The sequence below is a fragment of the Bacillus sp. AK124 genome (assembly GCF_053903085.1).
This window is the reverse complement of record NZ_CP096378.1, coordinates 258857-281464: the sequence shown is the minus strand read 5'-3', so window position 1 is coordinate 281464 and position 22608 is coordinate 258857. Positions and strand designations below refer to the sequence as shown.

Here is a 22608-nt window from a genome sequence, read left to right as displayed (position 1 = left end):
CCTCTTTTTCATTCCGCCTAGTCAATCCCCCGCACAAAACGATTCCATTTTATATATTTTATGTTAAAATTATCAATAACCACACCGGAAAGGAGAGATTATCCGTTCTCATGTAACATGCAAATCAAGAAAGGACGCTGAACAATGGATCAAACAAAATTGAGCGTCTGGGAAAAGAATTACACGTTCCTTTTCATCTCCAGGCTAATCAAAATCTCGGCTGACTGTTTTGCCTTCAACTCTATTTTATGGTTCTTAATTTTTGACGGAAAAGGTGCAATCGGCACCTCCCTGCTTCTTGCCGTCACTTTCCTCCCCGAAGCCTTTTTGGCGCCGGTTACAGGGCCTTTAGTCAAAAGAAGCGCCCTGAAATTCTGGATGTATTTTTCGGATTTAACAAGAGCAGCCGTCGTCATTACAATACCGATTTGCTACTTAAACGGCTTTTCACCGATGTGGTTTGTTTTAGGGCTCATGATCATCCATTCGGCAACTGGTGCGACTTATAACCCGGCGTCGATTACGCTGATTCCGCAGATCGTGAACGAAAATCTCATCCAAAAAGCCAACGCGATTCTCCAGTCTTCTTCAGAAATCATCAGGCTGGGAGCCGTTACATTGTGCGGTGTGCTGCTGACTTTTATCGGTCCTGCAACGACTTTGGTCTTTTCATTTATCTTTTATATCATATCGGGCCTATTCGTGCTTTGCATCAAATACACCATCATCCGGAATCAATCACAATCTAAGTCTCTTGCTCAAAGAGGTACATATTTTGCGAGATTAAAAAGAGGATTTACATTGGTGAAAAACCACAAAATATTATATCCGTTGGCGATTTACTGCATCTTCATGAACCTGGCGGCTTCACCCTGGGAAGCCCTTTCTGCGGTATATGTTGCAGAGGATTTAAACGGAACGCCGTTCATCCACTCGCTGCTGAAGGCTACGACGGCAGGAGGAGCATTTTTACTTGGTTTTATCCTTGCAAAAGTAAAAATCAACAGGTACGGACTCCTTTTCATCACGGCAGGCATTCTTGAAGGTGCGGCTTATTTTATCGCTGGACTGAATACTTTCCTGCCGCTCGTATTTCTCGCAGCCTTTGCATTCGGAGCAGCCATCAGTTCGATCAATGTCCCCGAATTCACGATTATCCAGACATCTGTCGAAGGGGATGACCAGCCTCAAGTGTTCGCAGTCATCCATATGATCACAAATCTATCGCTTCCTTTAGGAGCAATTGCCTGCGGGTATGCCGCAAAAACGCTTGGCGCGGGAAGCGTGATCGCAATCGGCGGCTTCATCGAAATCATTGCGGGCATCGGCATCCTCATATTCACTCAGCTTGCCAAAGCCCGGCAGTCAGATCTGGTCAAAGAAAAAGAAGCAAGCGCAAATATGTAGGCATGAATGGGACGGCCGCTGTTTCGCCGGGCCATTCGGACACGGCGGCGCCTATATCTATTAAAAGGTTCCGGCTGACACACCGGAACCTCAATTTTATTCCTATGCTTCTACAGATCTAAAAAACTGCGGAAGATGCTCTTTATGCGCTTCAAGCATTTCGTCCAGTATTTGTTTCGCAATCTTGTCGGACGGAACGAGCGGGTTGATTGTCATGGCGACAAGCGCGGTGTTGTAATCACCTGTAACAGCCGCTTCAGCCGCAACGCGTTCGAATGATTTGATTTGCTGGACAAGGCCCCTCACGGTGACAGGCAAATCTCCGACCGCGATCGGTTTCGGCCCGTTTTTCGTCATGACACAGTTGACTTCCACTGCGGAGTCATCCGGAATGCTTGCGATCGCTCCGTTATTCATCGTGTTGACAGGCTGAATATCGTGCTTGTCATTATAAATCGAGCTGATCAAATTGCAGGCGGCATCACTGTAATATGCGCCGCCGCGCTTTTCAAGCTGGGGCGGTTTGATCGCCAGCTCCGGATCTTTATACAGCTCAAACAATTCCTTTTCAACTTGCTGAACGACCTCTGCACGCGTCCCTTCCGTTTTTGAAGCCTCCAGTTCATGTTCAAGCATCTCCTGCGTTTTGTAGTAGTAGCGGTGGTAGCCGCACGGAATCAGGCCGAGCCCCCGGATAAAGTCAGGTTCCCACGATTCTCCGGAAATGTTTTTCATCGTCATCGCATTTTCGGGATCTGCCATCGCTTCGATCACTTTGTCTTTGACGCTGACGCCGTCCAGGAAAACGTCGAGTCCGAACACCATATGATTTAATCCGGCAAATTGAATGTTTATGCGGCTTTCATCAACATCAAGCGCTTTTGCAACCCCCATCTTCATGCCGATCGGCACATTGCAGAGCCCGACGACTTTTTTCAAATTAGAGTAGCGGAGCAGTGCTTCAGTCACCATGCCTGCCGGGTTGGTAAAGTTGACAAGCCACGCGTCAGGGCACAGTTCTTCGATGTCTTTTGCAATCTCAAGGATGACCGGAATGGTGCGGAGCCCCTTGAAAAGACCGCCCGGTCCATTTGTTTCCTGTCCGATCACCCCGTATTTTAATGGAATTCGTTCATCTTTTGCCCTCGCTTCGAGCAAACCGACGCGGAATTGCGTCGTGACAAAATCAGCGTCTTTTAAAGCCTCCCTGCGGTCGAGCGTCAGATGGACTTCGATCGGGACGCCCGCTTTTTCGACCATTCGCTTCGCCAACGTGCCGACGATATTGAGTTTTTCTTCCCCTTCCGGTATATCGACGAGCCAGAGCTCGCTGACCGGAAGTTGGTCATGCCGTTTGATTAATCCCTCGACAAGCTCGGGCGTATAACTAGAACCTCCGCCAATTGTTACGATTTTCAATCCTTTTTTCATCAATTGACACCTCCGTGGACATTCATTTTTTCATACAGCTCGACAATCTCCGCGGCCAAATCTTTCATGGTCATCGCATTCATTAAATGATCTTGGGCATGAATCATGAGAAGTGAGGGTTCGGTTTTCGCCCCCTTCGCTTCATTTTGAATCAAAGCTGTCTGAAAATGATGCGCCTTGATCAGTTCTTCGTCAGCCGCCCGGATCTTTTCTTTTGCAGCGGCGAAATCTCCCTTTTTGGCTTCGGCTATCGCTTCCATGCAAAAGCTCCTGCCGTTTCCTCCGTGAAGGATAATTTGAAATATCGTTCGTTCCAATTCCTCGGACATCTTGGCACCCCTTTTCTATACACTGGCCTGTTGACCATCGCTTACGGCCGTTCCGGCCTCCAGTTCGCTCTCTTCTCTCAGCTTTTGTAGATCCCACATTCTAAAGAACGGATAGTATACGACAAACGAGATCAACAAATTAATCAACTGCATGACCGCTCCGGAAATTTTCCCTCCTGTTGCTAAATATCCGGAAAAGCCGGGCGGCATTGTCCACGGCACCGCAATCCCAGCCGGCTTTGCGACAAGACCTGTACTCATTCCAATATAGGTTGCCGTTAACATTAACAGCGGCGACACGATGAACGGAATCAGCAGCATCGGATTCATGACGATCGGCATGCCGAAAATAATCGGTTCGTTGATGTTAAAAATAGCGGGACCGATGGCTAATCTGCCGAGCTGTTTCATCTGTTTGCTTCGCGCTCTAACAAACATCGTAATGACCAAAGCCAAAGTGGCGCCGCTTCCGCCGATGTTAACCCAAATCTCAAAAAACTGTGTCGTAAATATGTTTGGGAGCGCTTCACCGGCTTGGAAAGCGAGACGGTTTTCGTCCATCGCACCGTACCAGATCGGCGACATCACTCCGCCGACAATGTTTGCTCCGTGAAGGCCGCAGGACCACAGCAGCATTTTCACAGTTTCGGCTATAAGGCTTCCGCCGAGACTGCCTCCAAGGATGGATAGAGGTGTGCCTAAAAGTACGTTGACGACATTATGGAGGCTTCCAAACGGCGTCATCTCAATTAAAAGGCGCGCCCCCCAAATCGAGCCGATAACGGCGAATCCCGGAATCAGAGCGATAAATGATTTGCTGACAGCCGGCGGTACGCCGTCCGGCATTTTGACGACAATATCCTTTTGAACGACCCAGCGGTAAACCTCAGTCGAGAACATCGCGATCAGCATGCCGACAAACAGACCTTTGCTTCCCATTAATGAAATCGGGATGCCGCCCGACACTAAAATTTCCTCTGTTGCGCCTTCCGGTGTGAACGGAATCTGGTAGGGGGTCGCAAGCAGAAAAGCTGCTACGGCAATGGCACCTGATGACAGAGCATCAATGTCGTATTTTTCGGCCAGCCGGTAGGCGATGCCGAACGTTGCAATCAACGCCATAATGTCAAAGCTGACATTAACCGGGTAGCTTAATTTATCAGCCCATTGCTCGCCGAAAATCCCCGCCATGAATTCCGGATATCCCGGAATCGGCAAATTGGCTAAGATGAGAAACAGCGATCCGATAATGATTAATGGCATGGTCAGAATAATACCGTCTCTGAGTGCCTGCAAATGGCGCTGGGCGGCAATTCTGCCGGCAACCGGCATGACCTTCTCCTCTAAAAACGCATTAAACTTATTCACTTGTGCCGCCTCCTTTAAGAGCCGGCAAGCTGTTCGGCGGATTTTAACACTTCTGCCCCATTACAAGTTCCGTAATGGACCGTATTGATGACATCGACGGGTACACCTTTCGATACTCCTAATTTTTTTAATTGCGGGAGCATGTAACGGACTTGCGGGCCAAGAAGCAATACGTCGGCTTTATCGATATGATTCTGAACCTCTCCTCCGGAAACGGCCCAGATTTTATAGTCTTTGCCTTGTTCCTCTGCACTTTTTTCCATTTTCGTTACAAGCAGACTCGTTGACATTCCTGCAGCGCAAGCTAGTAAGATATTCATGTTCATATGTCCCCCTTTTACGTATCGTGTATGATCTCTTTTACAGTTCCATCATACAATGAAACCGTTTTCATATACACTTAATGATTTTCCTCAGTGAAGAGGAAAAAAGACAAGGGGACATCTTCATTTTGCATATCGATGAGCCGGCCTGCTTTTTTTGAAGACGGACATAAACTCCCCGTACGTTTTGCATTTCAGAAGCTCCCGGACAATGACCCTGTCATCTAAAACACGGCCCAAAAATTTGTACATCTCTTGCAAATTTGCTGTATTGTCCTTTTCCACGCAAAGAAGGCAAACGAATTGAACCCTCTTATTCTCCCAGACTATCGGTTTTTGCAGCGTACAAACCGCCCAAAAAGTCGAATCGGTTTTTGGTGCCATCGGATGCGGAATTGCAACCAGATTACCGAAGCAAGTGGGCGCAACGGCCTCCCGTTCAAAGACGGAGGCTTCAAGCCCAGCGTCTGCAAGCCCTGATTGCATCACTTTTCCGCACAGAAAGCGGAGGACCTCCTCTCGGGAAGACAGACTTTCCTGCAAAAAGACGAGCTGTTTTTTCGTATAGGTCGAAGCGATTCCGTCATCTTCAGCAAGTACCTGTTCTATTTTCGTTAAATCTCCCCCTCCCAATATGGCGTTAACTTGAATCACCGGAATAGGAAGATCAGCGGACAGCGGTATGGTGCTGATGACAAAATCGAGTGCATGGAGAGACATTTGATTCAGCTTGTAGTAATCAACTGTTCCAAGGATTTCAAGCTTTGAACCGAATGTAGCCCGCAGTCTGTCTTGAAGCAGCATGGCGCTTCCGGCTCCTGACGCGCAGACAATCATGCAGCGTTTTGAGGGCCTGTTCATGTTTCGTCTTTCCATGGCTGCGCCGATATGCAGAGCGAGATAGCCGACCTCGCTTTCCTGAATGTCAAATCCCGTCTCTTTTTTGATGACTTCACCAGCTTGAATCCCGGCTTCAAATGCGAGGGGATAATTGGCTTTAATTGCGTCCAGCATCGGATTTCTGATATTCATGCCGTATCTGCAGCGATTCAGAGCCGGTTTCAGGTGAAGACCGAGACCGATTTTTAATTCTTTGTCATTCCCAATGCCAAGGGTAAATTTTTGATCGATGGCTTTCATGATCAATTTCGTCAGCCGGTCTGTCTCTTCATCCATCATATTTTCGATTGCATCGCTGCGAATGGAGGCCATAACCGTCCTTTTCGCGCCAAGCAGATGGATGGCGATGTAGGCCGTTTCTTTATCCGGAAATGCCACTTGCAGCTTTTGTTCAAGAGTGCGGACAATCTCCTTCGCCACTTCATATTCTTTATGATTCATAATCTCCTTTACATCTTTGGAATAAAGAGAAACATGTTTGCCGCTTCGAATACGTTTGCATGCAATGGCGACGTGAATGAGAAGGTTGTTTAGTCCGATATCTGAAAGAGAAATGTGATCTTCGCTTATTTTTTCTAAAATCGTCTGACGGATCATAGCCAGCTCTTCTTTTGGGAGGATGGATATCCGGGTGTTCATAATATCAATATCCGTTTCCCGCTTTGGAAAAAGGTGCTCTGCGATGCAGGATCGCAGCTTCATCTCATCTCCCTTCAGCTTAAAGCCGTAATTCGGTTTGATCTCCAGTTCGATGTCGTAAGGTTTAAGCCTTTTCTTCACATCTCTCATATCGTTTTGGACCGTCGATTTGCTGATAAACATCTCACCGGCTAAATCTTCAAGTTTGACATACTCCTCAGTTAAGAGAAGCCTTTTTAATAAATAGAGAATACGCTCATTCGGAAAAACGGGAGTAGAAAGCTCTTCATGAAATGTGTGCTGCAGAAGCTGGCGAAAGAGGCGGTCATTCTTGATGGAGAGCCGATAGCCTGCACCTCTGATCGATTGAACGGCAGCGCCGTTTTTGGAGAGAAGCCGGTCTAATTCTTTCACATCTGACCTGATCGTCCGAGAGGTCACATTTAGCTCATTGGCCAAATATGTGCTGGTTAACGGTGATTCTGCTCCTATCAATTCGCCGAGGATAAGCTTAAGCCGAGCATTGAGCATAGAAAAAGACCCTCCCACTAAGATACTTGAACCGAGACCAAACCCATACACTCAGGTATATTCATTCTTTTTGTGAAATTTGTCTCATAGTTAAGTAAATTCTATTATGGCTGCGCTTTCAAGTCAATTTGGCCTTTCTCCAAGAAAAAAAGCCGGTTTACCCGGCTTTCAGATTCTTTTTCTCTCTTCGGCTTTTGATGATTTTCCATGCGATCGGATAGATGACAGGCGCCCATTTGACGGCGCTTTTAAACACTTTTTTCATAGCTTGACTCCCTCCTGTTTTTTTATTGTTTTCCCTGTTGAACGGGAGCCAAACCTTTTAACTATCTTGAGACATAGCGGTTTTCTTTTATCCAGAAACGCCAAGGGTATTCCCTCGCTTCTCCAGAGTTGTCAATTCCAATTCGCGGGCCGCACAAAATGTTCTGAGGTTCATATCCTTTTGCGATATAAAGCGGCGGCGATGTCAGCGGTCTGCCGTAATCGTTCATCGTGATGGAAAGCGCTTTTGTCAGCTTTCCCGGTCCGTTCGTCCAATCGCGCGGTTTCTTTCCGCTCCTTCGCTTCTCCATCAGCGCGAGGCCTTCATGGGGTTCAAGCGCTCTGATCAGCACGGCCTCAGGTTCATCGGCTCCTCCGCTTACAACATTGATGAGTGTGTGGGTGTGCATGGTGTACGTATAGACCAAGCCGGCTTCATGAAACATGATTTCAGTACGTTTCGTCCGGCGGTTGCCGTAGCTGTGCGCCGCTCTGTCCCCGGGCCCTCTATAAGCCTCTGTCTCCACAATATATCCTGAAGCAGTCCCTTCTTCTGTTTCCTTGACAAGAAGACAGCCTAACAGGGATTGAGCGAGTTCAATTGTTGGTTTGCTATAAAATTCGAGCGGGAGAGGTTCGTGAGCTGGATTCATTTTTGGATGGCCTCCTTTTTGCTCAAAGGCGAAATGCCTCTTTGTCGATTGTGATATATTTTACCATTTTCGACAGACGGGATGCCAGAAAATGAAGGTGCCTTGATTAAGATGAGGATCTCCCATTGATTTTATTTTTCAGTCTTTCATGGATGACATTGACATATCTGTATTATTGTATACAATAATAATTATATTCTGAAAAAAGGAGGCGAAAGCTTTTTTCATGCACTCTTCAAATCCAGTCAAAAGACAGTCTGCAAGTGATTACGCTTACAATGAATTAAGAACGAAGATCATCGAACTTGAATACCCTCCCTCTGAACAGCTTGCTGAAGACAGTCTTGCAAAGGGTTTAAACATCAGCAGAACTCCTCTTCGCCAGGCTCTTTACCGGCTGGAGCTTGAAGGATTGGTCAGTAAACAGCCGAACGGCCGGCTTCGCGTATGCCCGATTTCGCTTGCTGAAGCGAAAGAGGTTTTTAAAGTTCGGGAAGCGCTTGAAGGACTGCTCACTGCCGAAGCCGCACAGCTGGTGACACCGGAGAGCCTTCATCAGCTTGAAGACCGCATCGAACTGATGAAACTGGCTGCCGTAAAGGGCCGCAAAACAGATACGGTCAAATACGGATCAGAATTTCATTCCATCTTGCACGCCATCAGCACAAACGCAACCGCAAAACGTTTTCTGGATCAGCTTGAAAGCAGGATCGAACGGTATCGCAGAATCAGCGGATACAAAAATCCTGACTACAAACCGTCTGTATCTTTCAATGAACACTTGGACATTTTTAATGCCGTCAAAGAAAAAAACAGCGTTTTGGCAGAAGCCGCCATGCGTTCCCACATTAAACGAAGCTTGCGTTCCATTGAAGAAACGCTGGAACGTTCATACTAATCCGCCGAACAGCCAATGCCATTCTCACAGCACGTTTTTGACACAAAAGTTAAAAAACGAATAAGAGGTGGAAAAATGGGCAAACAAGGTGTATTTAAACCGGGATTAGAAGGCGTTATTGCTGGGGAAACGAACATTTCCTTCTTAGATACGGAAGCGGAACAAATCGTCATTAAAGGCTATGATTTAATCGAACTTGCAGAACAAAAAACATATCTTGACCTCGTCTATCTCCTCCTTCAAAATAAACTGCCTGATCCAATGGAATTGCAAGGAATTGAAAGCGCTATAAAAAATTCGTATGAACTGCCCGGCGGAATCTATACCATTCTGAAGGCGCTTCCGAATAACACCCATCCGATGGATGCGCTCCGAACCGGGATTTCCGCTTTAGCTGGATATGATCCTGAATTGAATGACAGGTCTCCATCAGCAAACAGAAGCAAAGCGCTGCGCTTGATCGCACAGGTTCCGAATATTACCGCCAACAGCTACCGCATCCTTCACCAGAAAAATGTCATCACGCCTGATAAACAGCTTTCATTCAGCCAGAACTTTTTATACATGCTGACGGAAAAAGAACCGACTCCGGAAGAAACAGCCGTCTTTGATCAGACATTAATGCTGTACAGCGAGCACGAAATGCCGAACTCCACATTTGCCGCAAGAGTCATCGCATCGACAAACACAGACATATACGGTGCTTTCACAGGCGCCGCTGCATCGCTTAAAGGACATTTGCACGGCGGCGCGAATGAAGCAGTGATGTACATGCTGCTCGAAGGAGAAACAAAATCGGGCTTCTGCAAGCTGATTGAGCATAAGTTAAGCAGAAAAGAAAAAATCATGGGCTTCGGCCACCGCGTCTATATGAAAAAAATGGACCCGCGCGCAGCCCTGCTGAAAAAGGCGCTCTATTCGCTATCTCATAAAACCGGCCGACAGGATTTATATGAGATGTGTGATGCCGGTGAAAAGCTGATGCGCGAAGAAAAAGGCCTGTATCCGAACCTCGACTACTATGCGGCTCCGGTCTATTACCTGCTCGGCATACCGATCGATCTCTATACTCCGATATTTTTCGCGGCACGTTCGGTCGGTCTAAGCGCGCATGTCATTGAACAGCACGAAGACAACAGGCTATTCCGCCCGAGAGTTCACTATACCGGACCGCGTCATCTTCATCCATAGTTCGCCTTTGATTCAGAAAGAAGGGAGATAAATGTTATGAAAACAGAAAGTCAAACGCTCCAAAATTGCGATCAATTGCTGGAAGAGATCGCAGACTATACGGTAAATGCCAAGATTTCAAGCGAAGAAGCGATTGAAACCGCCCGCTACGTCTTAATGGATACACTGGGCTGCGGCATTTTGGCGCTCAAATACCCGGAATGCGCCAAACATCTCGGCCCGATTGCCCCGGGTACCGTCGTCCCGAACGGCACCCGCGTCCCGGGAACGCAATTTGAGCTCGATCCTGTTCACGGAGCCTTCAATATCGGCTGCATGATTCGCTGGCTCGATTATAATGACACATGGCTGGCAGCCGAATGGGGCCACCCGTCAGATAACCTTGGAGCGATTTTAGCCTGCGCTGACTATGTCAGCAGGCAGCGGCTCGCGGCGGGCAAGGAACCGCTCACCATTCACGATGTATTAACGGCAATTGTGAAGGCTCATGAAATCCAAGGCGTCCTTGCTCTCGAGAACAGCTTAAACAGAAACGGGCTTGACCATGTGCTGTTTGTAAAAGTCGCCTCCACTGCTGTGGCATGCTCACTATTGGGGGGGACAAAACAGGATGTTGTCAATGCCGTCTCCCAAGCCTGGGTCGATAATTCAAGCCTGCGGACGTACCGTCACGCTCCGAATACCGGTTCGCGAAAGTCCTGGGCTGCCGGTGATGCGACAAGCCGCGGCGTGAGGCTCGCAATGATGACCTTGAAGGGCGAAATGGGATATAAAACCGCTTTGTCCGCTCCAATGTGGGGTTTTCAGGATGTCTTATTCGGCGGAAAAGAATTGACGCTCGCCAGACCGCTCGACTCTTATGTCATCGAAAATGTCCTTTTTAAAATTTCGTATCCGGCGGAATTCCACGCACAAACGGCTGCTGAAGCCGCGATCAAGCTTCACCCTGAAGTGAAGAACAGACTTGATAACATTGATCAAATCGTGATCACGACGCACGAATCGGCCATCCGGATTATCGACAAAACGGGAGAATTACACAATCCGGCTGACCGTGATCACTGCCTTCAGTATATAACAGCGATCGGGCTGATCTACGGCGATATTACCGCTGACCATTACGAAGACGAAACCGCGCAAAATCCGGAAATCGACAGACTGCGCGAAAAAATGACCACAGTCGAAAACAAACAGTATTCTACCGATTATCTCGACCCGGAAAAACGCTCGATCGCCAACGCTGTTCAAGTGTTTTACAAAGACGGCACACAATCGCAAAAAATCGCGATCGAATACCCGATTGGTCATCGGCGCCGCCGCAACGAAGGCATCCCGCTGTTAAAAGAAAAGTTCACCAATAACTTAAAAACGCGCTTTCCGGCGGGGCAAGCGGAGCGAATCAACGCCCTGCTGAATGACCCTCGCCAATTAAGCGGTACACCTGTGCCGGACTTTATGGAATTGTTTGTGATTTAGGAGGTTTTGAATATGTGGATTGTCTCGAAACAATCAACTCAGGAAGAACTGGCCAATACATTCAGAAAGCTGATGAAAGCGCCTGATATTTTGAAAATACCAGGCGTTCATGACGGGATGGCAGCCATTACCGCAAAAAACATCGGCTTCAAAGCGCTCTACCTCTCCGGGGCAGCCTACACGGCAAGCCGCGGACTCCCTGACCTCGGAATGATTCATTCCCAGGAAATCGCTGAAAAAGCCAGCGAACTTGTGAGAGCCGCAAATCTTCCGCTTTTGGTCGATATCGACACCGGCTACGGCGGTGTCCTAAATGCGGCGCGCACGGCGGCCGAAATGGCTGAAAGCCGGGTCGCAGCCGTTCAAATCGAAGATCAGCAGCTGCCTAAAAAATGCGGACATTTAAATGGAAAGACGCTTGTCCCGGCAGAAGACATGATCGCAAAAATTAGAGCGATAAAAGAAACCGCCCCTTCACTCGTCATTGTGGCACGCACGGATGCAAAAGCAGCGGAAGGAATGGAGGCCGCCGTCAGACGCGCCAATTTATATGCCGACGCGGGAGCCGATGCCATCTTTCCGGAAGCATTAACGAACGCAGCTGAGTTCAAGGAAATGGCCTCATCCATTAAAGTGCCGCTCCTCGCCAATATGACCGAATTCGGAAAAACGCCTTATTACACGGCTGACGAATTCCAAATGCTCGGCTGCAGCATGGTTATTTACCCGGTAACCTCCCTGCGCGCTGCCGCAAAAGCTTATGAACGGGTCTTCGCAGAAATTTTCGAAAAAGGCACGCAAAAGGGTGTGCTCGATGACATGCAGACGCGCGAAGAATTATATGATGCGATTCAATACTACGACTATGAAAAATTGGACGAAAATATCGCCAAAACGGTGCTTCCCGAAATCGGAAAAGAACATCGTTAATACGAGAAAAAAGGCTGCCGAATTGTCGGCAGCCTTCTCCATTTACAGCAGTTGCATCAATGCACCGCCGGCAGCACCGGCTGCAACGATGATCCATGGCGGAAGCTTCCAGTAGACAAGCAGGCTGAATAAAACCGCGGCGAATGCAAAATCAACCGGCGCCAATATCGAGCTGGTCCAGATCGGATGATAAAATGCGGAAATCAATATTCCCACAACGGCTGCATTCACTCCCATTAAAGCGCCTTTCACTTTAGGATTGCGGCGCAGCGTATCCCAGAAGGGCAGCGTCCCCAAAATCAGCAGGAACGCCGGCAGAAAAATCGCCGCTGTGGCGAGCATTCCGCCTTGCCAGCCGCTGATCACCGCACCAAGATATGCAGCGAATGTGAACAAAGGCCCCGGGACAGCTTGAGCGGCTCCATACCCGGCTAGAAAAGCCTCTTCGCTTAACCAGCCCGTCGGTACAAATTCCCGTTCTAATAACGGCAGGACCACATGCCCTCCGCCGAAGACTAAAGAACCCGACCTGTAAAAACTGTCAAACATGGCAATCCAGCTGGAAGATGTCAGTTCTCTGAGCATCGGCAGCAGTATGAGAAGCCCGAAAAACAAGCTGAGACAAACCGCCGCAAAACGGCGCGACACTGGAAATCGCATGACAGAATCATCTGTCTCAACTTGCTCTTTATAGATGAGATAACCGGCGAAAGCGGCGAGCAGGATGACTCCGACCTGTGTAAAAGCCGTCTGCCAGAGAAGGGTGGCGACTAGAGCAAACAGCGCGATCGCCTTGCGCCTTTTATCAGGTGTCAGCTTTTGCGCCATCCCCAAAACAGCATGGGCGACTACGGCTACGGCTACGATTTTCAACCCATGAATCCAGCCGGCTGTCCCGATATCGAAGCCTTGCAGAATCATAGCAAATAATACGAGTGCTATGACAGATGGGAGAGTAAACCCGATGAACGCTAAGATGCCTCCAATGATGCCGGCTCGCATGACGCCGATTCCGATCCCCACCTGGCTGCTGGCAGGGCCGGGCAGGAACTGGCATAAAGCGACCAGATCGGCATAGTTTTTTTCGTCCATCCATTTTCTTTTGCGGACATATTCAGCATGAAAATATCCCAAATGGGCGATCGGCCCTCCGAACGATGTCAATCCAAGCCTGGTTGAAACGAATAGAATTTCAAGCAGCGACCTCAAGCTTCGGTCCGCTTTATGCTTTGTCATGATTTCACTCCTCTATTCTTTAATTTCTTTAAACAGTTCATATGCTTTCAACCTTGCTTCCTTCAGTACGCTTGCTCCTTTTTCCGTAGTTGAGTAGTATTTTCTGATTTTCCCGTCCACATTCTGTTCTTCTTTTCGAAGAAGTCCGTCAGATTCCATTGAATGAAGGATCGGATACAGCGTTCCCGCACTGATGTTATATCCGTGCTCTTTCAATTCCTCAAGCATCCACAAGCCGAAAATCGGATGTTCGCTGGCGTGGTGCAAAATATGAATTTGAATAAATCCCAGAAATAGCTTTCGCAATACTTTATCTTCCAATACCGCACCCCCTTTAACGAAACTCAATATCGAAATCCGATATCGACAGTTTATAACGAAAGTGTAGCATCGGTTCTCTCTCTTTTCAAGGTCTTTTGCCCTTAAAAAAACAAGCCCAAACATGGGCTTGCCTGTTTCAAACATTTACGACTGATACTGTACACGATGAAGATTCGCAAAAATACCGCCGCGCTCAACCAGTTCATCATGTGTTCCTTCTTCTGCGATTCCGTTTTCTGTCACGACCACAATCCGGTCGGCATTGCGGATCGTAGCAAGTCTGTGAGCAATGACAAGCGTCGTCCTGTCTTTTGCGAGCTCTGTCAAAGCGTTTTGAATCACCTGCTCCGTCTCTGTGTCAAGTGCTGATGTGGCTTCGTCCAATATGAGAATCGGCGGATTTTTAAGAAACATCCTGGCGATTGCGATCCTTTGCTTTTGGCCCCCTGACAGCTTCAGCCCTCTTTCGCCGACTTGGGTCTCATAACCGTCCGGGAGCGACTCGATCAGCTGTTCTAAATGCGCCATTTTGGCGGCCCGCTGAATCTCTTCATCTGTCGCATCCAGTTTTCCGTAGGCGATGTTTTCGCGGAGCGTCCCCGTAAAAAGAAACACATCCTGCTGGACGATGCCGATTTGCGAACGGAGAGAACGTTTTGTCATGTCGCGAATATCGATGCCGTCAATTGTGATGGCTCCGCCGTCTATATCGTAAAAACGCGGAATCAGCGAGCTGATCGTCGTTTTGCCCGCTCCCGAAGGACCGACAAAAGCGACCGTTTCTCCGGCTGTAATTGACAGATCGACGCCTTGCAGGACAGGTTTATGTTTTTCATAGCCGAACGTCACATTCTTGAAGACGATGTTTCCTTCCAACAGCTGAACATCAATCGCATCTTTGCGGTCGACAATCTGCGGCTTTGTACCGATCAACTCCGTAAACCGCTTAAATCCTGCCATTCCTTTCGGATAAAGCTCCAAAATGGCGCTGATTTTATCAATCGGCTTAAACAACACGTTGACATAAAGAACAAACCCGACGAATTCCCCGTAGGACATATTCCCGGAAAAACTGAGCCAAGCTCCGTACACAAGCACTGCCAGAATCATCAGCCGCGTCATCAAAAAGGTCCCCGCAGTCGTGAGAGCCATCGTTTTGTAGCCTTTCAGCTTCGCCTTGCGGAACTTTTGATTGTTCTTTAAAAACCGGGAAATCTCAAAGCGTTCATTCGTAAAAGATTGAACGACGCGAACGCCTGAGACGCTGTCCTCAACCCTGGCGTTAACATCGGCGATTTCGCTGTACATCTGGCGCCAAGCGCGGTTCATCCTGATATTTGAATAAGTGATTAAAATAATCAATAACGGCACAAACAGAACAGCAACCAAGGCAAGCTTCACATTAATCGTCAGCATGATCCAAAATGCACCGAAAAAGGTCATCACGGCGATGAACAAATCCTCCGGTCCGTGATGGGCCAGCTCTCCGATATCAAACAGATCATTTGTGATGCGGCTGATGATATGTCCAGTTTTTGTATTGTCAAAGTATCGGAAAGATTGGCGCTGTACATGTTGGAAAAGCTCCTGGCGCATATCCGTTTCAATATTGATGCCGAGCTTATGCCCGAGATAATTGACAATGTATTGCAGGCCCGTGCTGAGCAAATAAATCAGTAAGAGGCCGATGCTTACCCAGACAATTTCAAGCCAGTCTCCCCCGGGAATCAGCGTATCGATGAACCACTGAACGACTAGGGGAAAAGCCAGCTCAAGCACTGCGACGATGATCGCACTGCTGAAATCGATGAAGAACAGACGTTTATGAGGTTTATAGTATGAAAAAAAGCGGCGTATCATAAGATGATGTGCACTCCTTTTGAGAATCTTTACGAGATTGATCGTATCACAGTTTGGCATCGGAAGTGCAAAAATTTTGAAAAATAATTGAAAATTATTCTCAAGTAGACTGTTTTATAAAGGAATTCCCGTTTCTTTTTGCTCCCTGTGCAACAAGCTTAGCCATTTCATTTGCACCGAAATCGCAAAAATGGGTGTCGTCCCTGGCTCCGTCCGGATAGTTGGGGTGTTCCCCCGGTTCAAGCCATAAAAACAGCTTTTTGGAAGCTTCCGGGCCCAGCGATTCAAGCAATTGACGGCTTTTGGAGGCGAGATCGATGAGCGGCACCCGAAGCTCTTCAGCAAGCTGTATCATCGCATCAGGATAGTCGCCGTGGGTATTTTTGAACCGGCCGTCGCTTTCAAATGATCTTCTCTGGACCGGTGTAATGAGGACCGGATTGGCTTTTTTTAACCGGGCGTCATCTATATACCGGCGCAAATGCTGCTTGTAAGTTGTAAATGGCTCTGTATAGCGATCATCCGGCTTTTGGTCGTTATGACCAAACTGGACAAACAAATAATCGCCGCTTCGGATCTGTGTCATGATTCGCTCCAGCCTGCCTTCTTCAATAAAGCTTTTTGAACTTCTCCCTGATGCCGCTTCATTGCGGATCAAAACACCGTCGCTTAAAAACGCGCCAATTTTCTGTCCCCAGCCTGCACGCGGCGCCCTGTCGCTATCATAATCGCAAACCGTTGAATCCCCGGCCAAAAACCACTGAACGTCTCTCATTATCCATCCCCCTCATTCCTTTTTGTTTTATATTAAAAGGCCCCTCAAAGAACCGCAACCCAACATACATATTTGCCCATTTTGTTCTTTATACGACTCCTTTTTATAAAAAAGGCTATAAATTGATAGAAAACTATCAATTTATACTAATTTTTTTTAGAAATTTATCTAAAAATATTTACTTGGATGGTAAATGGTGATAGATTAAGTAAACAAGAAAAGGAATATAGTTGATCGCGATCTCGTTTCTACCTTTTCTTGAAAATAATAGGACGTCCTCTACTTTTTAACTTTAACATTGCATTTAGGAGGAACTTATCGATGCTTAAACGAAAATTCATTCGCAAAATCAGTGTTGGTCTATTAGCTTCTGCAGCATTGTTTTCATTTATCATTCCTACCCAAGGGGCAAATGCCCAAGAGGTGAAAACAAATCATTTTAGAGGACCGATCTTTTGTCCGCCGCCATTCAAGCCGTGGCCTAAGCCGCAGCCGCCTCAAAAACCGCAGCCGGATTATCCGCAACCGGATAACCCGACTCAGAAGCCTGTGCTTGAGGCAAAAACCATTAACAGCAATAAAGAGTGGTCAACTTCTGACATCGAAATTACTTATAAACCAAACACTTTTGTCGGTTCAAGCTATGTTGAATTTCATTTTCCATACCGTTTTCATGCAAGCACAAGAGATACACTAAATGGAAAAACACTTGACTATACACAAATTTTAAATGATGGACAAACGGTCCGAGTTCCCGTCTATGCTTTAAGCTCTTCTGAGTTCAAATTAGTGATGGTTCGGAAAACGCTCCCAAATGCAGGGACTCACAGAATTACTGCTGAACTGCAACAAAATGGAAAAAACATCAACCATGCTGAAACAACTTTGGAGATTGTTCCTCGTTAAATCAATGTTCGGCCTGCCGGCATCAATTTGCCGGCAGCCGTTCTGCTGTATTTCCCTTTACATATCATGCATTTTTTAAAAGTTTTTAGAATTTTTCTCAAAAAATATTTACTTGAATGGTAAACGGTGATAGATTGATGGAGCAGGAAAAGGAATATAGTAGATGATGAACTTATTTTTTCCTTTTTCATCTTTTTTAACAACATTCATTAGGAGGGGGAAGTACATGTTAAAACGTAAATTTATCGGTAAAATGGGAGTCGGGCTATTAACTTCAGCAGCATTGTTTTCTTTCATTCTTCCGACGGAGGAAGCGAGCGCCACTTTTTTCAGAAACGCTCCGACGCTTCATGTCGAAACGGTTGACAGCAACAAAGAGTGGACAACCTCAGACATTGAAGTCACTTACAAACCGAACTCTTTTGTCGGTGCAAGCTATGTTGAATTTAACTTTCCATACCGCTTCCATGCGAACACAAGAGATTCGCTGAACGGCAGAACACTGAACTATACACAAATTTTAAATGACGGGCAAACCGTCAGAGTGCCGGTTTATGCTTTCAGCTCTTCTGCGTTCAAACTGGTCATGGTTCGGAAAACGCTGCCAAACGCAGGAACCCACAGAGTCACTGCGGAGCTGCAAAAGTTCGGACGAAACTACAACCACGCTGAAGCTACAGTTGATATCCTGCCACGCTAAAACATTTCAGCCTGCCGGCAAAAGAACCGGCAGGCTTTTTTCATTTAAGCGCTGCCCGCCGAACCAGCATGTTAAAACAAGCGAGCGCGCTTATATTGCAAAACAGAATGACGACTGCCATCGGTAAAGCTGTATGGCTTCCGCCAATACCGACGAGCGGCGCCGCGGCAGCTCCTAAAATAAACGGAAGCAGTCCTAAAAGCGCAGATGCGCTTCCGGCCGATTTTCCCTGGCTCTGCATCGCTAAGGATCCGCTGGTCGTCGTCACGATTCCGATGCAGGAAACCACGACAAACAGCGGAATTAAAATCAGAATCAGCGGTGCTTTGAAAAAGACAGAAACAAATAAAACAACGCTTGCGGTAAAAGACAGCAGCAAACCGCTCCGCAAAAGGGAAGCTTCGCCGAACCGGCCGGCAAGCCTGCCCGTAATCTGGGCTGCGATAATGATGCCCAAGCCGTTTAATGCGAAACAAAAACTAAAGGCTTGCGCCGACAATTTGTAAATGTCCTGCAAAACAAACGGAGAGGCAGATATATAGCCGAACATCCCCGCTACGATCAGCCCTTGCGCCAAAGCGTATCCCATAAATGTGCGCTGGCCGAAGAGCCTTCCAAATGATACAAACGTCTCTTTGAACCCGCCTGCCGTGCGGTTTTCCGGAGACAGCGACTCTTTCACCCCGAATATCACGGACAAAATCATCAGCAAGCCAAAAAGGCCGATAATGAAAAATACGCCGTTCCAAGTCGTCCATTTCATCAGCTGGCCGCCCGCTACCGGGGATATGATAGGCGCAATCCCGTTAACCAGCATCAAGAGCGAAAAGAACTTTGTCAATTCTGTACCAGAATATAGATCACGGGCAATCGCGCGTGATATGACAATGCCGCCTGCACCCGCTGCACCTTGAATAAAGCGCATCGCAATCAAGACCCATACAGAGGATGTCATAGCACATAAAAATGAGGCCGCGGCAAAAACGGACAGCGAAACGATCAGCGGGAGCCTTCTTCCAAGGACATCGCTGAAAGGACCGATGACAATTTGGCCGATTGCCAGCCCCAGTAAACACGATGTTAAACTGAGCTGAACGACGGAAGCATTCGTATGTAAATCAGATGCCATCTGTGGAAGGCCGGGCAAATATAAATCGATCACAACCGGACCGATTCCCGATAAAATACCCAATATGACAGCGATCCATACCCTGTTCGGCTTAGCTTTTGACTGAGCCGCAAGATCTGCCTGGCTGTTAAGCGTACCCATTGGATCACTCCTTTTTTATATTTTGAAATACGCCCTCGAAACCTTTCAATGTATTGTACACCTTAAGCTATGAAGATAACAATTAGAAAAACCGGGCAAGCCCGGCTGATTAGTAAGATTCATATCTTTTAAAAACAAAAACGGTGCACATGAACAAAAGAAGCACAATTCCCAAAGACGAAAACACCATCCAGCCGAAAGCATTATCCCATGAACCATGCATGATAAAATAGTCAGCCTGGCTTTTCGCCTTATCAGGCATCCATTCGGTAAAACGGGGAAATAAGGAACCCGCCAGTGAAACGAAGGCGATGGAACTGATGCTCATGCCGGCAATCCCCCCGATATGACGAAACAGGGCACCGAAAAACATCGTGACCGACATGACAAATACAATCCATATACTGTACACGAATAAGCTAAATAAGAACCGGTCAAATTCAACCTTTCCGAATAGAAGGTTTGTATAATAAAAAGCTAACCCGTAGCTCACAGCAAACGAAACCAATACGAGCAGCACCTGCTGAAGCCACTTGCTGCCGATATACTGCAGCGGGCTGACAGGTCTCGCCATCACCAATGAAAGGGATCCTTGGTTTCGTTCGTGGACAATGCTGCCCATCACACTGAAAACGAAAATTGCAGTACCAATCGTGCCGAACTGGGACAAGGTGCTCGCCATCACCTCTTCACTTCCCGGCTTTGGTATGTCGATCACAGCTCCCTCAGGCAAATTCCCGGCCATATCGATAATCTGAGGCATATAATACAGGGTGAGCGGCTGAATCAAGCCCAGAAGGATCAAAATGACTGGCAGCCAAAGCAGCTTTCCGTCCCTCCAGCTTTCCGTCCATTCTTTTTGAAATAACATAAAAAATGAATTCATAGCCCCATCACCTTCAAATACATATCTTCCAAGGACATCGTTTTTTGTTCAAAACGAACAATCGATACTTGCCTGCTCAAGCATTCAGCTAACAGCCGGCGGCTGTCAGACCGATCTGTTAAATAAAATTCAGCTTGTGAAGGCTTATGATACACGACTTTGCTGACATAAGGCAGGTGTTCCAGCCATCCTTCAAGGCTCTCTTCAGCTGTCAGGATATAAGATGGCTTTAAATGCCGATTCTTCAATCTGTGAAGCGGACCTGACCATTTGACAGCCCCTTCTTTCAGCATGATCACTTGATCGCACACCTCTTCGGCATCATGCAGCACATGAGTCGAAAATAGAATTGTCATCTTCTTTTTTAATTCTTTCATCATATCAAGGACTTCGCGCCGCCCCGCCGGATCGAGCGCAGAAACAGGTTCATCCAAAATCAACAGGCTCGGCTCATGAACCAAAGCCTGCGCAAGCCCGAGCCTTTGCTTCATTCCTCCTGAAAAACCGCTGATTTTCCGGTCTTCTTCCTTTTCCAGACCGACATAGCGCAAAGCGGTTCGACTCTTTTCCAGGGCTTCACGACGTTTCATTTTAGAAAGTCTTGCAGCAAACACCATATATTCCAAAGCTGTCATCCATGAAAAAAACGCAGGATGCTGAGGCAAATATCCGATTTCCAGCCTGTTTATCGATTCCCTCCCCAAAAAGCGGATGCCTCCTGATGTAGGCGCCAATAAACCGGAAAGCATTTGCAATGTCGTCGTTTTTCCCGCTCCGTTCGGCCCGAGAAGGGCAACGCATTGCTGATATTCAAGGTCGAAGCTGACATTTCGGACAGCTTGGTGCTGCTGATACATTTTTGTTAAACCATTGACGGACAGCATCACACCCGCCTCCTCTCATATGTTTTTTTACCGATGATAAAGTAAGAGACGGGACCGACAAAACTGATCCCGAAAATGATCAAAATCCACATCCACTTTGGGCCATTCGTTTTCTCCTGTTTGATGCAATTGACCAATGCGGACACTGCTAAAATGAAATACAGAACAATGAAAGGAGCGAGCAGCGCCCAAGGTATATCTGTTTCAGTCATGATGACGGCCTCCTTTTCTTATGAAACGGCCTTACAACAAATAAATAATAGAATAATAAAGGCATCGGTGTTTGGATCAAGCCCCATATGCCCCAAAACCACGCATTGGCTCCTTTTTTCTTCGCATTAAGAAATAGAAAGATACTCTGCGCAAATAAAAGCGGTGAAATGTAAAGCAGCAGCATCAATTTTTCCTGAGTCATATCAAGATTCATTTAATCAGCCTCCCCGTCAGCCGCACGCCGCCTTTTTTCTAATAAGGCGAGCGCCGGCAGAAATATAAGCGCCGCACCCTGCACCATGATAAAAACAGCCGGCACTTGAACGGAAATCGTCAAGTAAGCCGATAAAATCACCAGCGCCATGACGATAAAACAAAGCAATTCCTTTTTGAGCGCCCGCTTGCGTTCTTGCTTAAACCGCGCTAAACGCTGATTCAGTTCAAATACTTGAGGAACCGGCGGCACAAAAGTATCATCCATTCTTTCGAGTTCGCGTTTCAACTGTGTAATCGTTTCTTTTTCGTCTCGGTCGTTCACTGTCCCCACTCCTTTCGAATCTTCTTTAATCCATGATGCACGCGCGATTTGACGGTACCTTCTTTTATTTTCAGCATGTTTGCCACTTCAGGATAAGTAAACCCGTAATAGTGCCTTAACAAGATTGGCATTCTGAACTCTGGCTCAAGAGCAGCAAAAAGCTCCAAGTATTCGCTCCATTCGTGGCCGTGAAGGGCAGACTTCCATTTCATTTTTCGCAAGGCTTCCTCTCCTGCTGCTTGCGTTTTGCGGTTTTCGCGTTTTTTCCGGCGCTGATGGTCGATAAACAGCCGGGAAGCAATTGAAATCAGCCATGTTGAAAATTTCGCGTTGCCTTGAAACTGATGAAGGCTGACATACGCTTTCAGCATCGTTTCCTGGACCAAGTCCTCTGTGAGATCTGGGTTCAGCGTTAATTTCAGAACATATTGATATACAAAAGGATAGTGAAGCTGAAACAGTATCGTAAAAGCCTCATCTTCCCCGTCTTTTGCCCGTATGATCAGTTCTTTTTCATCTGCTTGATCCACTAAAACGCCTACCCCCTTTCTTTTTGTCTCTGTATCTAGGACGACGGCTGCAAGCAAACCGTTCAATTGTATTTCAATAAGATAAAAAATCATCTTGTTTTCCGAGCGGGGTTTATGATGTACTGGAATTTAAAGGGGTGTGAGTAAAA

General features: G+C 47.1%; 24 protein-coding genes. 7 read left to right on the top strand and 17 right to left on the bottom strand.

Features of this window, described 5'->3' with window-relative positions; translation table 11 throughout:
• The first annotated feature begins 144 nt into the window (after nucleotides 1-144).
• Nucleotides 145-1407, top strand: a complete 1263-nt coding sequence (locus M1E06_RS01315) for an MFS transporter (RefSeq protein WP_020453400.1) — start codon at nucleotides 145-147, stop codon at nucleotides 1405-1407.
• Nucleotides 1408-1509: 102 nt separating this feature from the next.
• Here M1E06_RS01315 and licH read toward each other — a convergent pair whose 3' ends face one another.
• From licH to M1E06_RS01285, 6 genes are all read right to left on the bottom strand, one after another.
• Complete coding sequence (gene licH, locus M1E06_RS01310) at nucleotides 1510-2838, bottom strand: 6-phospho-beta-glucosidase LicH (RefSeq protein WP_020453401.1); 1329 nt, start codon at nucleotides 2836-2838, stop codon at nucleotides 1510-1512.
• On the bottom strand, nucleotides 2838-3167 hold the full coding sequence (locus tag M1E06_RS01305) for a PTS lactose/cellobiose transporter subunit IIA (RefSeq protein WP_020453402.1): 330 nt from the start codon (nucleotides 3165-3167) through the stop codon (nucleotides 2838-2840). Before M1E06_RS01305 ends, licH begins: the two co-directional genes overlap by 1 nt.
• A gap of 15 nt (nucleotides 3168-3182) precedes the next feature.
• Nucleotides 3183-4535: a PTS cellobiose transporter subunit IIC gene (gene celB, locus M1E06_RS01300; RefSeq protein WP_020453403.1), complete on the bottom strand. Its 1353-nt coding sequence runs from the start codon at nucleotides 4533-4535 to the stop codon at nucleotides 3183-3185.
• 14 nt (nucleotides 4536-4549) lie between these two features.
• Nucleotides 4550-4855, bottom strand: a complete 306-nt coding sequence (gene licB / locus M1E06_RS01295; RefSeq protein ID WP_023856955.1) for a PTS lichenan transporter subunit IIB — start codon at nucleotides 4853-4855, stop codon at nucleotides 4550-4552.
• A gap of 126 nt (nucleotides 4856-4981) precedes the next feature.
• On the bottom strand, nucleotides 4982-6928 hold the full coding sequence (locus tag M1E06_RS01290; protein ID WP_020453405.1) for a BglG family transcription antiterminator: 1947 nt from the start codon (nucleotides 6926-6928) through the stop codon (nucleotides 4982-4984).
• Between the two features lie 326 nt (nucleotides 6929-7254).
• Nucleotides 7255-7845 (bottom strand): DNA-3-methyladenine glycosylase, encoded by a 591-nt coding sequence (locus M1E06_RS01285; RefSeq protein WP_020453407.1) that lies wholly within the window; start codon nucleotides 7843-7845, stop codon nucleotides 7255-7257.
• A gap of 226 nt (nucleotides 7846-8071) precedes the next feature.
• Between M1E06_RS01285 and M1E06_RS01280 the strand changes: the two genes are divergently transcribed.
• The 4 genes from M1E06_RS01280 (at nucleotide 8072) to prpB (ending at nucleotide 12340) form a co-directional block, all read left to right on the top strand.
• Nucleotides 8072-8743 (top strand): GntR family transcriptional regulator, encoded by a 672-nt coding sequence (locus M1E06_RS01280; protein ID WP_003186304.1) that lies wholly within the window; start codon nucleotides 8072-8074, stop codon nucleotides 8741-8743.
• Nucleotides 8744-8818: 75 nt separating this feature from the next.
• Complete coding sequence (gene mmgD, locus M1E06_RS01275) at nucleotides 8819-9934, top strand: citrate synthase (RefSeq protein ID WP_020453408.1); 1116 nt, start codon at nucleotides 8819-8821, stop codon at nucleotides 9932-9934.
• Between the two features lie 36 nt (nucleotides 9935-9970).
• On the top strand, nucleotides 9971-11410 hold the full coding sequence (locus M1E06_RS01270; RefSeq protein ID WP_020453409.1) for a bifunctional 2-methylcitrate dehydratase/aconitate hydratase: 1440 nt from the start codon (nucleotides 9971-9973) through the stop codon (nucleotides 11408-11410).
• Between the two features lie 12 nt (nucleotides 11411-11422).
• Nucleotides 11423-12340, top strand: a complete 918-nt coding sequence (gene prpB / locus M1E06_RS01265; RefSeq protein WP_020453410.1) for a methylisocitrate lyase — start codon at nucleotides 11423-11425, stop codon at nucleotides 12338-12340.
• Nucleotides 12341-12382: 42 nt separating this feature from the next.
• Here the strand turns inward: prpB and M1E06_RS01260 are convergent, their stop codons facing one another.
• The 4 genes from M1E06_RS01260 to M1E06_RS01245 all read right to left on the bottom strand — a co-directional run bounded on the left by M1E06_RS01260 (nucleotide 12383) and on the right by M1E06_RS01245 (nucleotide 16532).
• Nucleotides 12383-13576 carry a chromate transporter gene (locus tag M1E06_RS01260; RefSeq protein WP_020453411.1) on the bottom strand — a complete coding sequence of 398 codons (1194 nt, stop codon included), beginning with the start codon at nucleotides 13574-13576 and terminating at the stop codon, nucleotides 12383-12385.
• 12 nt (nucleotides 13577-13588) lie between these two features.
• A complete protein-coding gene (locus tag M1E06_RS01255) occupies nucleotides 13589-13897 on the bottom strand; it encodes a PadR family transcriptional regulator (RefSeq protein WP_020453412.1) in 309 nt (102 codons plus the stop codon).
• 144 nt (nucleotides 13898-14041) lie between these two features.
• Nucleotides 14042-15757, bottom strand: a complete 1716-nt coding sequence (locus tag M1E06_RS01250; protein WP_020453413.1) for an ABC transporter ATP-binding protein — start codon at nucleotides 15755-15757, stop codon at nucleotides 14042-14044.
• A gap of 100 nt (nucleotides 15758-15857) precedes the next feature.
• Complete coding sequence (locus M1E06_RS01245) at nucleotides 15858-16532, bottom strand: rhamnogalacturonan acetylesterase (RefSeq protein WP_023856953.1); 675 nt, start codon at nucleotides 16530-16532, stop codon at nucleotides 15858-15860.
• Nucleotides 16533-16853: 321 nt separating this feature from the next.
• Here M1E06_RS01245 and bslB (M1E06_RS01240) point away from each other — a divergent pair, with 321 nt between their 5' ends.
• Together bslB (M1E06_RS01240) and bslB (M1E06_RS01235) are read left to right on the top strand one after the other, a co-directional pair.
• Entirely contained in the window at nucleotides 16854-17438 is a 585-nt protein-coding gene (bslB, locus tag M1E06_RS01240) for a biofilm surface layer hydrophobin BslB (protein WP_023856952.1), read from the top strand.
• 226 nt (nucleotides 17439-17664) lie between these two features.
• Nucleotides 17665-18138: a biofilm surface layer hydrophobin BslB gene (gene bslB, locus M1E06_RS01235; RefSeq protein WP_023856950.1), complete on the top strand. Its 474-nt coding sequence runs from the start codon at nucleotides 17665-17667 to the stop codon at nucleotides 18136-18138.
• Between the two features lie 40 nt (nucleotides 18139-18178).
• Here the strand turns inward: bslB (M1E06_RS01235) and M1E06_RS01230 are convergent, their stop codons facing one another.
• The 7 genes from M1E06_RS01230 to sigY form a co-directional block, all read right to left on the bottom strand.
• Nucleotides 18179-19408, bottom strand: coding sequence for a multidrug effflux MFS transporter (locus M1E06_RS01230; protein ID WP_020453417.1), 1230 nt, complete (start codon nucleotides 19406-19408; stop codon nucleotides 18179-18181).
• A gap of 109 nt (nucleotides 19409-19517) precedes the next feature.
• Nucleotides 19518-20294, bottom strand: coding sequence for an ABC transporter permease (locus tag M1E06_RS01225; RefSeq protein ID WP_020453418.1), 777 nt, complete (start codon nucleotides 20292-20294; stop codon nucleotides 19518-19520).
• Nucleotides 20291-21178 (bottom strand): ABC transporter ATP-binding protein, encoded by an 888-nt coding sequence (locus M1E06_RS01220; protein WP_020453419.1) that lies wholly within the window; start codon nucleotides 21176-21178, stop codon nucleotides 20291-20293. The genes M1E06_RS01225 and M1E06_RS01220 overlap by 4 nt, the downstream gene beginning before the upstream one ends.
• A complete protein-coding gene (locus M1E06_RS01215) occupies nucleotides 21178-21390 on the bottom strand; it encodes a PLD nuclease N-terminal domain-containing protein (protein WP_020453420.1) in 213 nt (70 codons plus the stop codon). Before M1E06_RS01215 ends, M1E06_RS01220 begins: the two co-directional genes overlap by 1 nt.
• Nucleotides 21387-21605 carry a hypothetical protein gene (locus tag M1E06_RS01210; protein WP_020453421.1) on the bottom strand — a complete coding sequence of 73 codons (219 nt, stop codon included), beginning with the start codon at nucleotides 21603-21605 and terminating at the stop codon, nucleotides 21387-21389. The genes M1E06_RS01215 and M1E06_RS01210 overlap by 4 nt, the downstream gene beginning before the upstream one ends.
• Entirely contained in the window at nucleotides 21606-21929 is a 324-nt protein-coding gene (locus M1E06_RS01205; RefSeq protein WP_020453422.1) for a YxlC family protein, read from the bottom strand. It lies immediately after the preceding gene.
• Nucleotides 21926-22459 carry an RNA polymerase sigma factor SigY gene (gene sigY, locus M1E06_RS01200; protein ID WP_023856948.1) on the bottom strand — a complete coding sequence of 178 codons (534 nt, stop codon included), beginning with the start codon at nucleotides 22457-22459 and terminating at the stop codon, nucleotides 21926-21928. Before sigY ends, M1E06_RS01205 begins: the two co-directional genes overlap by 4 nt.
• Nucleotides 22460-22608: the final 149 nt, after the last annotated feature.